The sequence below is a fragment of the Pseudomonas sp. O39 genome (assembly GCF_045447295.1).
Taxonomy (GTDB): domain Bacteria; phylum Pseudomonadota; class Gammaproteobacteria; order Pseudomonadales; family Pseudomonadaceae; genus Aquipseudomonas; species Aquipseudomonas antarctica_A.
Genome location: NZ_JBJGXV010000011.1, coordinates 75,165 through 88,471, shown reverse-complemented (window position 1 = coordinate 88,471; position 13,307 = coordinate 75,165). Strand labels below are relative to the sequence as shown.

Here is a 13,307-nt window from a genome sequence, read left to right as displayed (position 1 = left end):
GTCAATGGTTTTTTGACCTACAGGTCAAGAAAATGCGATCGCAACACTTTCAATTATGGTCCAGTCTTCTGGAACCGGCGTTTTTGGCGGCTTCTGGCTGTTCATCGTTGCTTATTTCGTGCCAAATTCGCCACCGTGGGCGTAGCGCCATCAGCTAGCCAATGCGCTACACTGCCGCGCTTGTACCGATAGACGATTTTGAAGGAAAAACATGACGTTCAAGGCGCCGGACAGTCTCGCCGAGCAAATCGCTCACCACCTCGCCGAACGTATCATTCGCGGCGATCTCAAGCCTGGGGAGCGGATCCAGGAACAGAAAGTCACGCTGGCGCTCAATGTCAGCCGTGGTTCCGTGCGTGAAGCCTTATTGATCCTTGAGCGCCGCCACCTGATCGCGATCCTGCCGCGCCGTGGCGCCCACGTCACCGAACTCACCGCGCACAAGGTGCAGAGCCTGTGTACGTTGATGAGCGAGTTGTACATCCTGCTCGGTAATGCAGTGGCGGATGGCTGGCGGACTCAGGCCGACATGGCGCCGTTCCTGCAAATCCAGCAGCGACTGGTGACCAGTTTTGAACGCGAGGACATCCGTGCCTTCGTCGAAGAAAGCTTCAACGTGATGCGCGCCGCGTACCCCTTCGCCAACAACCCGTATTTGCAGGAAACCGTCGAGAACCTGCAACCGGCGATGAACCGCGCGTATTACCTGGCGCTGGATCAACGCAAGGCGTCCATGAGCGAGTACCTGGCATTGTTCGAGCAACTGCTCGCCGCCGTGCTGGCCCGTGACCTGGCGCAGATTCGCCAAGTGCTATCGGCCTATGGCCAGCGCAGTTCCTCGCTGGTGATCGCTGCGTTGGCGGACGCCTAAGCGTGCGGCTCAAGTGCATCAAACTGGCGGGGTTCAAATCCTTCGTCGACCCGACCACGGTGAACTTCCCCAGTAACATGGCGGCGGTGGTCGGGCCCAATGGCTGCGGCAAGTCGAACATCATCGACGCCGTGCGCTGGGTGATGGGCGAGAGCTCGGCAAAAAACCTGCGTGGCGAGTCGATGACCGACGTCATCTTCAATGGCTCCACCAGCCGCAAGCCGGTGAGCCAGGCCAGCATCGAGCTGGTGTTCGATAACTCCGACGGCACCCTGGTCGGTGAATACGCGGCCTACGCGGAAATCTCGATCCGCCGCAAAGTGACGCGCGACAGCCAGAACAGTTATTTCCTCAACGGCACCAAGTGCCGCCGCCGTGACATCACCGATATCTTCCTCGGCACAGGCTTGGGCCCGCGCAGCTACTCGATCATCGAGCAGGGCATGATCTCCAAGCTGATCGAAGCCAAGCCCGAAGACCTGCGCAACTTTATCGAAGAGGCGGCCGGCATCTCCAAGTACAAGGAGCGCCGCCGCGAGACTGAAAACCGTATTCGCCGCACCCATGAAAACCTTGCCCGCCTGACCGACCTGCGCGAAGAGCTGGAGCGCCAGTTGGAGCGCCTGCACCGCCAGGCCCAGGCCGCCGAGAAGTATCAGGAATACAAGGGCGAGGAGCGTCAGCTCAAGGCGCAACTGTCGGCCCTGCGTTGGCAGGCGCTGAATGATCAGGTCGGCCAGCGCGAAGCGATCATTGGCACCCAGGAAATCAGCTTTGAAGCGCTGGTGGCCGAGCAGCGCAATGCCGACGCCAGCATTGAGCGCCTGCGCGATGGGCACCATGACCTGTCCGAGCGCTTCAACCTGGTGCAGGGCCGTTTCTACTCGGTGGGGGGTGATATCGCCCGGGTCGAGCAGAGCATCCAGCACGGCCAGCAGCGTCTGCGCCAGTTGCAGGATGATTTGAAGGAAGCCGAACGCGCGCGCCTGGAAACCGAATCGCACCTGGGCCATGACCGCACCTTGTTGCTGACCCTCGGCGAAGAGCTCGACATGCTCACCCCCGAGCAGGAAATCACCAGCGCTGCCGCCGAAGAAGCGGCCGCTGCGCTGGAAGAATCCGAAACCACCATGCACGGCTGGCAGGAACAGTGGGACGCTTTCAACCTGCAATCCGCCGAGCCGCGCCGTCAGGCTGAGGTGCAGCAGTCGCGTATCCAGCAGCTGGAAACCAGCATGGAACGCCTGGCCGAGCGCCAGCGCCGTCTGCAGGAAGAACGTGTGTTGCTTGCCGCCGACCCGGAAGACGCGGCGATCATGGCACTCAGCGAGCAACTGGCCGAGAGCGAAATGACGCTGGAAGAGCTGGAAGCCAGCGAAGAACAACAAGTGGAGCGCCTGGAGCAATTGCGTCAGCAGTTGCAACAGGCGACCCAGGCCCAGCAGCAGGCCCAGGGCGACTTGCAGCGGCTCAACGGTCGCCTGGCGTCACTTGAAGCCTTGCAGCAAGCCGCACTGGACCCGGGCACCGGCACCGCCGAATGGCTGCGCGACCAGCATCTTGCCGAGCGCCCGCGCCTTGCCGAAGGCTTGAAGGTTGAGGCCGGTTGGGAGCTGGCGGTGGAAACCGTGCTCGGCGCCGACCTGCAAGCCGTGCTGGTGGATGATTTTGGCGGCTTCGACCTGGCCGGTTTTGCCCAGGGCGATCTGCGCTTACTCAGCCCGGCGGCCGATGGCACCCGCGTGCCGGGTAGTCTGCTGGACAAGGTCGAGGCGGCGATTGATCTGTCGCCCTGGCTGGGCCAGGTCAAACCAGTGGATTCCCTGGAGCAGGCCCTGGCCCAACGCGGTCAGCTGGGCGCCGGTGAAAGCCTGATCAGCCGTGACGGTTACTGGGTTGGTCGGCACTTCCTGCGGGTGCGCCGTGCCAGCGAAGCGGAAAGCGGCGTATTGGCCCGTGGCCAGGAAATCGTCAACCTGACCGCCGAGCGCGAGGAGCGCGAAGCCACCCTCGAACGCCTGGAAACCGAACTGCAAACCTTGCGCGCTACCCAGCGCCAGCAAGAGACCGGTCGCGAACATTTGCGCCGCCTGTTGCAGGATGAGGCGCGCCAGCAAGGTGAATTGAAAGCCCAGCTGTCGGCGAGCAAGGCCAAGGCCGAGCAACTGACACTGCGCCGCTCCCGCCTCGACGACGAAGTGGTCGAGATGGGCGAGCAGCGTGCCCTGGAACACGAACAAATCGGCGAAGCGCGCCTGCAATTGCAAGAAGCCCTCGACAGCATGGCCCTCGACACCGAGCAGCGCGAACTGCTGCTGGCCCAGCGTGACAGCCTGCGCGAGCGCCTCGATCGCGTGCGTCAGGAAGCCCGCCAGCACAAGGACCACGCCCACCAATTGGCGGTGCGCCTCGGCTCTTTGCGCGCGCAGTACGATTCCACGCGCCAGGCCCTTGAGCGCCTGGAGATGCAATCCGAGCGCCTCACCGAAAAGCGCGAGCAGCTGAGCCTCAATCTGGAGGAGGGCGAAGCGCCGCTGGAAGAGTTGCGGCTCAAGCTCGAAGAATTGCTCGATAAGCGCATGACCGTCGACGAAGAACTCAAGACTGCGCAGATCGCCCTGGAGGACGCCGACCGCGAATTGCGCGACGCAGAAAAACGTCGGACCCAGGCCGAGCAGCAATCCCAACTGATCCGTGGTCAGCTCGAACAGCAACGCATGGAATGGCAAGCCCTGACCGTGCGCCGCAAGACCCTGCAAGACCAGTTGTTGGAAGACGGCTACGACCTGCACGGCGTACTCGATACCTTGACCGCCCAGGCCAACGAAAAAGACGCCGAAGAAGAACTTGAACGGATTGCTGCGCGTATTCAAAGGCTCGGTGCGATCAACCTTGCGGCCATCGACGAGTACCAGCAGCAGTCCGAGCGTAAACGTTATCTGGATGCTCAGAACGCCGATCTGGTGGAAGCCCTCGACACCCTGGAAAACGTGATTCGCAAGATCGACAAGGAAACCCGTAATCGCTTCAAAGATACCTTTGATCAGATTAATAGCGGTTTACAGGCGTTATTCCCGAAAGTTTTCGGTGGAGGCAGCGCCTACTTGGAACTGACGGGCGAAGATCTACTCGATACAGGGGTAACGATCATGGCGCGGCCTCCAGGCAAGAAGAACAGCACCATCCATTTGTTGTCCGGCGGCGAGAAGGCCCTGACCGCATTGGCTCTGGTATTTGCCATCTTCAAGTTGAACCCGGCGCCGTTTTGTATGCTCGACGAAGTTGACGCCCCGCTGGATGACGCTAACGTTGGACGCTACGCTCGATTGGTGAAAGAGATGTCCCAGACCGTGCAGTTCATCTATATCACCCACAACAAGATCGCCATGGAAATGGCGGACCAATTGATGGGTGTAACGATGCACGAGCCGGGTTGTTCGCGATTGGTGGCAGTGGATGTCGAGGAAGCGATGGCGATGGTGGACGCCTAGCGGCGTAGTTTTCAGTTGTAAGCTGTAAGCTTCAAGTGAGTGGGTTTGAGCTTGAGGCTTGTCACTTGAAGCTTGTAGCTCACAGTTGGCGCTAGCGTGTGAAAATGCTATTGGGGAGCGAAGATGCCAATCCAATACATCTTTCGCCAACTGTGCTAATTTAATGTCAATTTTTCGTATGCGTGGGCAAAACGTCAGTCAGAACATAGAGTTGGCGCCACGTTTTAAAGCGGTTTGCACGGTGCTAAACCCCTTATTTTTCAGCATTTTTTATTAGAGGCACGGGATTACATGGAAATCGGTCTGCGCGAGTGGCTGATCGTCATCGGCATTATTGTCATTGCCGGTATTCTTTTTGATGGCTGGCGCCGCATGCGCGGTGGCAAGGGCAAGCTCAAATTCCGTCTGGACCGTAACCTGTCCAACTTGCCCGACGACGACGGCAGCGCCGAGCTGCTGGGGCCGCCCCGTGTGCTGGATACTCATAAAGAGCCGCAGCTGGACGAGCACGACTTGCCGTCGATGAGCGCGCCAATGCGTGAAGCGCGGGAGCCGTCCTCCAAGCGTGGCAAGCGCGGCAGTGCGCCGGTGGCCGAGCCGCATCAGGGCGACCTGAACCTCGACGTCGATGAAGGCCCGAGCTTCAGCAGCCGCGATGACGACTTCCCTGACGAGACCCCGACCAAAAGCGCGCCACGCCAATCGGTAAACGATCAGCCGGCCGCTGAAGAAGTGTTGGTGATCAGCGTGATCTGCCGCGACGCCGCCGGCTTCAAAGGCCCGGCGCTGTTGCAGAACATCCTCGAAAGCGGCCTGCGCTTTGGCGAGATGGATATTTTCCACCGTCACGAAAGCATGGCCGGTAACGGCGAAGTGCTGTTCTCGATGGCTAACGCGGTCAAGCCGGGCACTTTCGATCTGGACGATATCGACCTGTTCAGCACCCCGGCAGTGAGTTTCTTCCTCGGCTTGCCAGGCCCACGTCACCCGAAACAAGCGTTCGACGTGATGGTGGCCGCCGCCCGCAAGCTGTCCCAGGAACTCAACGGCGAGCTCAAGGACGACCAACGCAGCGTCCTCACGGCCCAGACCATCGAACACTACCGTCAGCGCATCGTCGAGTTCGAGCGTCGCGCCCTGACACAGAAACGCTGAGGTTCGATCTTAAGCGTTGTCTGTAGAATCCGTGCACTAACATATTGAGCAGCTTCGGCTGCTCTTTTGCTTTATGAGAGAACACCCATGACCGCCGCCCATACCCGCATCCTCGAACTGCGCGCTGAACTGGATCAGCACAACTACCGTTACCACGTCCTCGACGAGCCGAGCATTCCGGACGCCGAGTACGACCGGTTGTTCCATGAGCTCAAGGCCCTTGAGGCCGAGCACCCGGAATGGGTGACACGTGATTCGCCGACGCAGCGGGTCGGCAGTGCGGCGTTGTCGGCGTTTACCCAGGTACGCCACGAAATTCCGATGCTCAGCCTGGGCAACGCCTTTGATGAAACCACCATGCTCGAGTTTGATCGCCGGGTCACCGAAGGCCTCGACCTGCCGGTGGGCGATCTGTTTGGCGGTGGCGCGGTGGTGGAATACAGCTGCGAACCCAAGCTGGATGGCCTGGCGGTCAGCCTGTTGTATCAAGATGGCGAGCTGGTGCGCGGTGCTACCCGGGGTGATGGCACCACGGGTGAAGACATCAGCGTCAACGTGCGCACCGTGCGCAATATCCCGCTGAAGCTGCAGGGCACCGGCTGGTCCGCCACCCTGGAAGTGCGCGGTGAAGTGTTCATGTCCAAAGCCGGTTTCGAGCGGCTGAACGCCTCGCAGCTGGAAGTCGGCGGCAAGACCTTCGCCAACCCGCGCAATGCCGCGGCCGGCAGCCTGCGACAGCTGGATTCGAAGATCACCGCCAGTCGCCCGCTGGAGTTTTGCTGCTATGGCATTGGCCAAGTGACCGCAGATATCAGCGACACCCATATCGGCAACTTGAAGCAGTTGCAGAAGTGGGGCATGCCGATCAGCCACGAGTTGAAGTTGGCCAAAGGCATCCAGGAATGCCTGGACTACTACCGCGATATCGGCGAGCGGCGTAACAGCCTGGGTTATGAAATCGACGGCGTGGTGTTCAAGGTCAACAGCATCGCCTCGCAGCGTGAACTGGGCTTCCGCGCCCGCGAACCGCGTTGGGCGATCGCGCATAAATTCCCGGCCATGGAAGAGCTTACCGAGTTGCTCGACGTGGAGTTCCAGGTCGGCCGCACCGGCGCCGTGACGCCCGTGGCGCGGTTGAAACCGGTCAAGGTTGCGGGTGTCACCGTGTCCAACGCCACCTTGCACAACATGGACGAAGTCGCGCGTCTGGGCCTGATGATCGGCGACACCGTGATCATCCGCCGGGCCGGTGATGTGATCCCGCAAGTCGTTTCCGTCGTGCCCGAGCGCCGGCCGGAAAACGCCCGCGCGGTGCAGATTCCCGAGCGCTGCCCGGTGTGTGGTTCCCACGTGGAGCGCACGCAGCTGGTCAAGCGCAGCAAGGGCAAGGAAACCGTCAGCGAAGGCGCGGTGTACCGCTGCGTCGGGCGCCTGGCCTGTGGTGCGCAGCTCAAGCAGGCGATTATCCATTTCGTTTCGCGCCGCGCCATGGACATCGACGGTCTGGGCGACAAGACCATCGAGCAACTGGTGGATGAAAAGCTCATCGGTTCGCCGGCCGATCTCTACAAGCTCAAGTACGAGCAGGTCATCGACCTGGAAGGCTTTGCCGATATTTCCAGCAAGAAGCTGATCACCGCCATCGAAAACAGCAAGACGCCGACCCTGGCGCGCTTCATCTACGCGCTGGGTATTCCGGACGTAGGTGAGGAGACGGCCAAGGTGCTGGCGCGCTCGCTGGCGTCTCTGGAGCGGGTGCAGAAGGCGTTGCCGGAAGTGCTGACGTACTTGCCGGACGTGGGCCTGGAAGTGGCGCACGAGATTCACAGCTTCTTCGAAGACAGCCATAACCAGGACGTGATTGGCGCCCTGTTGTCACCGGACGAATGCGCGCTGCAATTGCAGGATCAGGGCGACCTGAGCGCCGAGTTTGCCGCCAGCACCACGCTGGGCGGCCTGCTCGACAAGCTGCACGTACCCAGCGTTGGCCCGGGTGCCGCACAGAAACTCGCGGACAAGTTCGGCTCCCTGGAAGGGGTGATCAAGGCCGACTGGCTGGATATGCGCCAGGCGCTGCCCGAGAAGCAGGCCAAGGCCGTGCGCGACTTTTTCGATAACCCCGACAATGCCCACCACGCCCTGGCCATCGAGCAGCAGCTCAAGGACTTTGGCATGCACTGGGAGAGCGAGAAGAAGGTGGTCGAAGGGCTGCCGGAGGCGGGGCATACCTGGGTGCTTACCGGCTCGCTGGAGCTGATGAGCCGCGATGTGGCCAAGGACAAGCTTGAAAGCCTCGGCGCCAAGGTGGCCGGTTCGGTGTCGGCGAAAACGCACTGCGTGGTGGCTGGCCCGGGCGCCGGTTCGAAACTGGCCAAGGCCAGCGAACTGGGCCTGAAAGTGTTGGATGAGGAGGCGTTTGTCGCGTTCCTGGCCAAGCACAACATTACGGTCTGATTTGGACTGAACGATCTCTTCCTGGCGATGCTCTAGTATTGGCAAGCACCCAGGGAGAGATCGCCATGTTCCGCTACTTCGAGCAACTCAGTTCGCGCATCGCCGCACCGTTCATGGCCGGATCCTCGCGTAACAGCAAGGTGTGGCAATGCCGCTGCGGCCAGGCGCTGTTCTTTTGCAACAGCCAGTGCCTGGCCTGTCAGGCGTTGCTGGGCTACCAACCGCAACAAAGCCGGTTGTCGTCTCTACAGCCCGGGCCCGTCGCCGACACCTGGCTGCAGGACGATAACCTCGACGCCGGAGCCTTCCGCCGCTGCGCCAACCTCGACACTGCGGCCGCCTGCAATTGGCTGATTCCCGCCCACAGCACAGCACCGCTGTGTGTGGCGTGCAGCCTGAACCGCACCATTCCGGACCTTTCCGTACCGGAAAACCCCGAACGCTGGCGCAAGGTAGAAACCGCCAAGCGCCGGCTGGTGGCACAACTGATCAGCCTGGGCCTGCAAGTCGTGCCAAAGAGCGTTGACGAAGACACCGGCCTGGCCTTCGACTTCGTCGGCATCGACCTGGAAGGCAACGCGCCCACCACCGGCCATGCCAACGGTCTGATCACCCTCGACATCAAGGAAGCCGACGACGCGCACCGCGAAAAAATCCGTGTGCAGATGCGTGAACCCTACCGCACCTTGCTCGGCCATTTTCGCCATGAAGTCGGCCATTACTACTGGGATCGACTGATCGCCAACAGCCACTGGCTTGAACCGTTTCGCAGCCTGTTCGGCGACGAGCGCGCCAGTTACGCCGAGGCGCTCGACCAGCATTACCAAAACGGCCCACGCCCCGACTGGCAGCAAACCTGCGTGAGTGCCTACGCCACCATGCACCCCTGGGAAGACTGGGCCGAGACATGGGCCCATTACCTGCACATGATGGACGCCGTCGACACCGCGCTGGGCTTTGGCATGAGCGCCCGTGAGATGGACCTGGATTATCAACCGTTCCCGCTCACCACGCTCTACGACCCCGAACACCCTGGCGGCCCGGCCTTCTTGTCGTTCGTAAACGCCTGGATCGAACTGGCCGGCATGCTCAACGAACTGTCGCGCAGCATGGGCCAGCCGGATTTTTATCCCTTTGTATTGCCGCCGGCAGTGATCGCCAAGCTGCACTTTATTCACCTGGTGATCCAGGAAGAGGGTGGCAGGGCCGATGATGTCCTGAAGGCACAATGATCAAAATGTGCGAGAGGCTTACTGCCAACAACGTGGATCAGTCACCGGCCTGACTGGCGGGCAGACTGCTTTCGGAAGCAAGCCTCCTCCCACATGGGACAGGGGTGACGCTGAAGGTTATGGCAAGTGCTTGAGCCCCTTCATATTTTAATCCGACACCAACGGTTGTAACTTCCGATGAGATCGGTACAATGGCGCGGCTTGCCGAGAGGCCAGCGTCGTTATGGTGACCCCATCGGTCCCCCCGCAACGATTACCCGTGAACCTGGTCAGAGCCGGAAGGCAGCAGCCACAGCGGGAACATTGTGTGCCGGGGTGTGGCTGGTGGGGTTGCCTCCATAACGCTCTTCCTGAAGCTCAAAAAAATCCCAAGCTATAGATGTTTTGCCGGCAATCACTGCCTGCGAATCGATTTCTGCTGCTCGCTCAACAGCATTACGGCCGGTAAAGCGGGAACCTTGCCATCGCCGGCAGCACTTCCTGCTGCAACTTCCTCAAGTTTTTTTCCAGGTCGCGCTCTGCTTCAGGCGTCGCTACCGGTATGTTTCGGGCGAAGTGAAAGGTGATGTTCTGCCCCGTTGCGCTGTCCTTGTAAAACTTGAAGATGCTGAATTCGGAGAACCGCCCGTCCTTGCGCAGGGAGGAGGGGTAAAACAGCATCAGGGTCGTGACTCCGGTTTTTTCATCGGTATTCAGCTGCACCGTCATCTGTGGGTAATCTTGTTGATGAAGCAGGGCGGCCCGGTTAGCGAGGTCCACCGGCAGCAGATCGTTCAGCTGTGGGGGCGCGACACGAAAGTCCGCCATGTCGCTCCAGGTATCAACGCTTTCCTCCGGCAGGAAGTATTCCTTCAGTGGAATCTGGCCGTCAGTCTGGTATTTCAGGACGAACGTTTTGCCCGCGAATATGAGCGATTTGGTTTCAGCAACCGAGGGGCGCGGCAGGACAGGGTTGGCAGGTCTCGACGTCCAGGCGCAACCGGATAGCAGAACCAGGACCGACAGGATGAGCAGGGAGGCTTTCATTTCAATCCTTGAATATTTGAAAGGGACATCTTGCGCAAGAAACAGTAGTTCAATAGGTGACTGAATGCGCTTATTTAATGAAGCGTGTTGGATCTACCGTCCCTCGAAAAATACCTGGTTACTGTGGGGCGAAAGGGGGGCAAAGCTGTTGGGTTGTGAAGAACCTTGAGCTTTTCACAACTCTTTATCTCGCGGCTGGACAACGCCACGCCGCCTGCTAGCTTCAATCATGCAAGCGACCCCGTGCTGGAGTAGTGAAGAAGTGATGGCACTCCTTTGATCAATAAGGATAATTGCCATGACCAACCTTCAAGGTTTACCCAGACCTATCAGTGCTTCAGTCGGCACCCCAGGCAAGGCGCGTAATGTGCCTGCTGACGTTGAATACATTCAGTGTCTGTTTAATCTGATTGCGCCCAAATCTGGTTCGCTCCTGGTGGTAGACGGTAAGTGCGGTGCTCTGTTGGTTCAGCGCATCAGCGATTATCAGTTGAATCGTCTCAAGGTCACCAAACCCGACGGGGTGATTGACCCGCAAGGCCGCACGTTCAACAGCCTGGTCGAGGATACGCGCAAGGCAAATCCTGATACTCCGGCCGCCGAGCCAGACCGGCAGCAATGGATAACCGAGGCTACTTGTGACGGTGGAGTGATCCTCACCGAGGCCGATTTTCAGAGCGCCGCCACAGCGCTGGGCAACGCTGTTTCGGTGAATATTATCAAGGCGTTCGCCACGGTGGAGTCGGGTGGGCGCTCCGGGTTTGGCCCGGCCAAAATGCCGGTGATTGCTTACGAAGGGCACCTCTTCCGCAAGTACACTCAGCAGAAGTACGACAGAAGTCACCCCTTTTTGTCATACCCTTACGTGGAAAAGGCTGGCCCGCAATGGCGTGCCAATAACAAGAACCAGACGACGGCTTGGGCGACGCTGGTCGCTGCTTATAAGCTGGACCCCGTGGCGGCGTTGATGTCCGCGTCCTGGGGCATGTTTCAAATCATGGGCTTCAACTTTGCCGTCTGCGGTTACACGACCGTGTTCGACTTCGTCACTGCGATGAAAACCAACGCTGGTCTTCAATTAAAGGCATTCGTCGGTTTTTGCAGTAAAAACCCGGCCTTGGTCAAGGCGATCAAGAGTAAGGACTATGTGGGCATGGCCTCCCATTACAACGGTAAGGATTACGGCGACTACGACAAGCGAATCCAAAAAGCGTTTGATGCGCTTGAAAGGAAAAAATAGCAGCACATGATGGCTGCCTCACAATGTTCAGAGCGCCTACTGGACAACCCAAAACCATCTTGTTAGTTTCCGCCAGCCGCTCGTTTCAGGGTTTGAAAAGTGTGCTGGTTTGATGTTGAAGTGCCATCACTTCATTAACTAACAAGGATGTCTGTGATGAAAAGCCTGCAAGGGTTGCCCCGTCTCATCAGTGCTTCGGTCGGTGCGCCCGGTAAAGCGCGTAACTTGCCCGCCGATGTTCAGTGCATCCAGTATTTATTCAATTTGATCATTCCCAAGATGGGTTTTACGCTGGCTGAAAATGGCAAGTGCGACGGCCAATTGGTGCAGTGCATCAGTCAGTATCAGTTCCGTCATCTCAAGTACGCGCACCCCGATGGCGTGATCGACCCCACCGGTCGGACCTTCAATAGCTTGATCGAAGAAGCGGTGAAGGTGCCGGTGAAGGCGTATCCGACGATGCGTATTCCGAGCTTCCTCAACGTCTTCGGCAATAACAGTGGCGATGCGGTGCAAGCCACGGTCAATGTGTACCTGGACCGCATGCGCGCGATGGTCGAGGCCGAGCGGCGTAATCGGCAATTAATGCTGCAGTCCACCTGCGATGGCGGCATGACGCTCACCGATACCGACTTTCAGAACGCAGCCACACAGCTGGGCAACGGTATTTCGGTGAACATCATCAGGGCGTTCGCCACCGTGGAGTCCAGTGGGCGCTCCGGTTTCGGGCCGGCCAAATTGCCGGTGATCGCGTTTGAAGGGCATCATTTTCGCAAGTACACCAAGAAGATCTACGACCAGGCGCACCCATTGCTGTCGTACCCCTATGTGAGAAAGGCCGGGCCGCAGTGGCAGGTCAATAACAAGGATCAGGTCAAGGCGTGGGAAACCATGGCGACCGCATTTGCCCTGGATCAGGAGGCGGCGTTGATGTCGGCCTCCTGGGGCATGTTCCAGGTGATGGGGTTCAACTTTGGATCGTGCGGCTACAAGACAGTATTTGAGTTCGTCGCGGCCTTAAAGATTAATGCCGGTAACCAGTTGAAAGCCTTCGTGTCCTTTTGCAGCCAAAGCCCTTCAATGATGAAGGCCATGAAAAACAAGGATTATGTTGGCATGGCGCGAGGCTATAACGGCGATGATTATGGCAACTATGATGTGCTGATTAAAAAAGCCTACGACGCACTGGAAGGGAAAAAATAAGATGAGCCGTTTTTCAGCAATCGCCGTGTTGTCGTTGTGCGCTGCCTTGCCTGTATGGGCAGGCGCTACTGAACTGCACTCGGGCACGTACGAAGGGCTGATGCTCGCGGTCACGCCCGAGCATCAGGTCGAAGGCTATTATTCGGAAGCACTCGGCGAGGGTGTGACCCGCAGTTGCACGTTCTACCTGCAAGGCAAGCCAGAGGCGCTTACCACCTGGCTCGACGATGCTTACCCAGGCAGTGTGGTGGCCTCATCCGACGGCGTCACCCTGACGGTGGAGCAGGGGCGTCAGCATCCTGGTTGTATCAGCGTGCTGATGCCGGAAATCGCGACGGGCCTGGAGTTGACCCAAACAGCCAACAAAAAATGGATCGGCCTCGTGACGGTGTCTGCCGACAAGGCTTACCTGCTGAAAACCCCAGGCGCCGACGCTGCCAAGCGCCCGTATATCGTCAAGAATGATGTGGTCGGTGTGTTGGCCTACAAGGAGGGTTCGGCCAAGGTTGAGTTCACCAATGCCAAGGGCCGCTCGTTCACTGGCTGGATCAGCCAGGATCAATACCGCCGTGTGTCTGCGCCCAAAGGCTGAGCAATGCCACGGATAGCCTGAGTTATCCCACACATAAAAACGC

At 59.2% G+C, this 13,307-nt stretch carries 9 protein-coding genes and 1 other RNA gene; 9 read left to right on the top strand and 1 reads right to left on the bottom strand.

Features of this window, described 5'->3' with window-relative positions:
* The first annotated feature begins 211 nt into the window (after nucleotides 1-211).
* The 6 genes from ACI77D_RS16260 (at nucleotide 212) to ffs (ending at nucleotide 9,533) form a co-directional block, all read left to right on the top strand.
* On the top strand, nucleotides 212-871 hold the full coding sequence (locus ACI77D_RS16260) for a GntR family transcriptional regulator (protein WP_064453606.1): 660 nt from the start codon (nucleotides 212-214) through the stop codon (nucleotides 869-871).
* A gap of 2 nt (nucleotides 872-873) precedes the next feature.
* On the top strand, nucleotides 874-4,362 hold the full coding sequence (gene smc, locus ACI77D_RS16255; protein WP_407017040.1) for a chromosome segregation protein SMC: 3,489 nt from the start codon (nucleotides 874-876) through the stop codon (nucleotides 4,360-4,362).
* A 291-nt stretch (nucleotides 4,363-4,653) separates the two neighbouring features.
* On the top strand, nucleotides 4,654-5,517 hold the full coding sequence (gene zipA / locus ACI77D_RS16250; protein WP_064453604.1) for a cell division protein ZipA: 864 nt from the start codon (nucleotides 4,654-4,656) through the stop codon (nucleotides 5,515-5,517).
* Nucleotides 5,518-5,604: 87 nt separating this feature from the next.
* Complete coding sequence (gene ligA, locus ACI77D_RS16245) at nucleotides 5,605-7,971, top strand: NAD-dependent DNA ligase LigA (RefSeq protein WP_407017039.1); 2,367 nt, start codon at nucleotides 5,605-5,607, stop codon at nucleotides 7,969-7,971.
* A gap of 65 nt (nucleotides 7,972-8,036) precedes the next feature.
* Complete coding sequence (locus ACI77D_RS16240; RefSeq protein WP_407017038.1) at nucleotides 8,037-9,203, top strand: putative zinc-binding metallopeptidase; 1,167 nt, start codon at nucleotides 8,037-8,039, stop codon at nucleotides 9,201-9,203.
* A gap of 233 nt (nucleotides 9,204-9,436) precedes the next feature.
* Nucleotides 9,437-9,533: signal recognition particle sRNA small type (gene ffs / locus ACI77D_RS16235), an RNA gene on the top strand.
* A 105-nt stretch (nucleotides 9,534-9,638) separates the two neighbouring features.
* On the opposite strand, the gene ACI77D_RS16230 is transcribed toward ffs, so the two are convergent.
* Nucleotides 9,639-10,229, bottom strand: a complete 591-nt coding sequence (locus ACI77D_RS16230) for a hypothetical protein (RefSeq protein ID WP_407017037.1) — start codon at nucleotides 10,227-10,229, stop codon at nucleotides 9,639-9,641.
* A 298-nt stretch (nucleotides 10,230-10,527) separates the two neighbouring features.
* Between ACI77D_RS16230 and ACI77D_RS16225 the strand changes: the two genes are divergently transcribed.
* The 3 genes from ACI77D_RS16225 (at nucleotide 10,528) to ACI77D_RS16215 (ending at nucleotide 13,264) form a co-directional block, all read left to right on the top strand.
* Entirely contained in the window at nucleotides 10,528-11,469 is a 942-nt protein-coding gene (locus ACI77D_RS16225; RefSeq protein ID WP_064453600.1) for an N-acetylmuramidase family protein, read from the top strand.
* A gap of 156 nt (nucleotides 11,470-11,625) precedes the next feature.
* On the top strand, nucleotides 11,626-12,672 hold the full coding sequence (locus ACI77D_RS16220; RefSeq protein ID WP_407017036.1) for an N-acetylmuramidase family protein: 1,047 nt from the start codon (nucleotides 11,626-11,628) through the stop codon (nucleotides 12,670-12,672).
* 1 nt (nucleotide 12,673) lies between these two features.
* Nucleotides 12,674-13,264, top strand: coding sequence for a hypothetical protein (locus ACI77D_RS16215; protein ID WP_407017035.1), 591 nt, complete (start codon nucleotides 12,674-12,676; stop codon nucleotides 13,262-13,264).
* Nucleotides 13,265-13,307: the final 43 nt, after the last annotated feature.

Bases quoted from the DNA above. Each gene is read 5' to 3' on its own strand.
- ACI77D_RS16225 (WP_064453600.1), top strand. From the start codon at position 10,528: ATGACCAACCTTCAAGGTTTACCCAGACCTATCAGTGCTTCAGTCGGC.
- ACI77D_RS16230 (WP_407017037.1), bottom strand. From the start codon at position 10,229: ATGAAAGCCTCCCTGCTCATCCTGTCGGTCCTGGTTCTGCTATCCGGT.
- zipA (WP_064453604.1), top strand. From the start codon at position 4,654: ATGGAAATCGGTCTGCGCGAGTGGCTGATCGTCATCGGCATTATTGTC.
- ACI77D_RS16220 (WP_407017036.1), top strand. From the start codon at position 11,626: ATGAAAAGCCTGCAAGGGTTGCCCCGTCTCATCAGTGCTTCGGTCGGT.
- ACI77D_RS16260 (WP_064453606.1), top strand. From the start codon at position 212: ATGACGTTCAAGGCGCCGGACAGTCTCGCCGAGCAAATCGCTCACCAC.
- ACI77D_RS16215 (WP_407017035.1), top strand. From the start codon at position 12,674: ATGAGCCGTTTTTCAGCAATCGCCGTGTTGTCGTTGTGCGCTGCCTTG.
- ligA (WP_407017039.1), top strand. From the start codon at position 5,605: ATGACCGCCGCCCATACCCGCATCCTCGAACTGCGCGCTGAACTGGAT.
- ACI77D_RS16240 (WP_407017038.1), top strand. From the start codon at position 8,037: ATGTTCCGCTACTTCGAGCAACTCAGTTCGCGCATCGCCGCACCGTTC.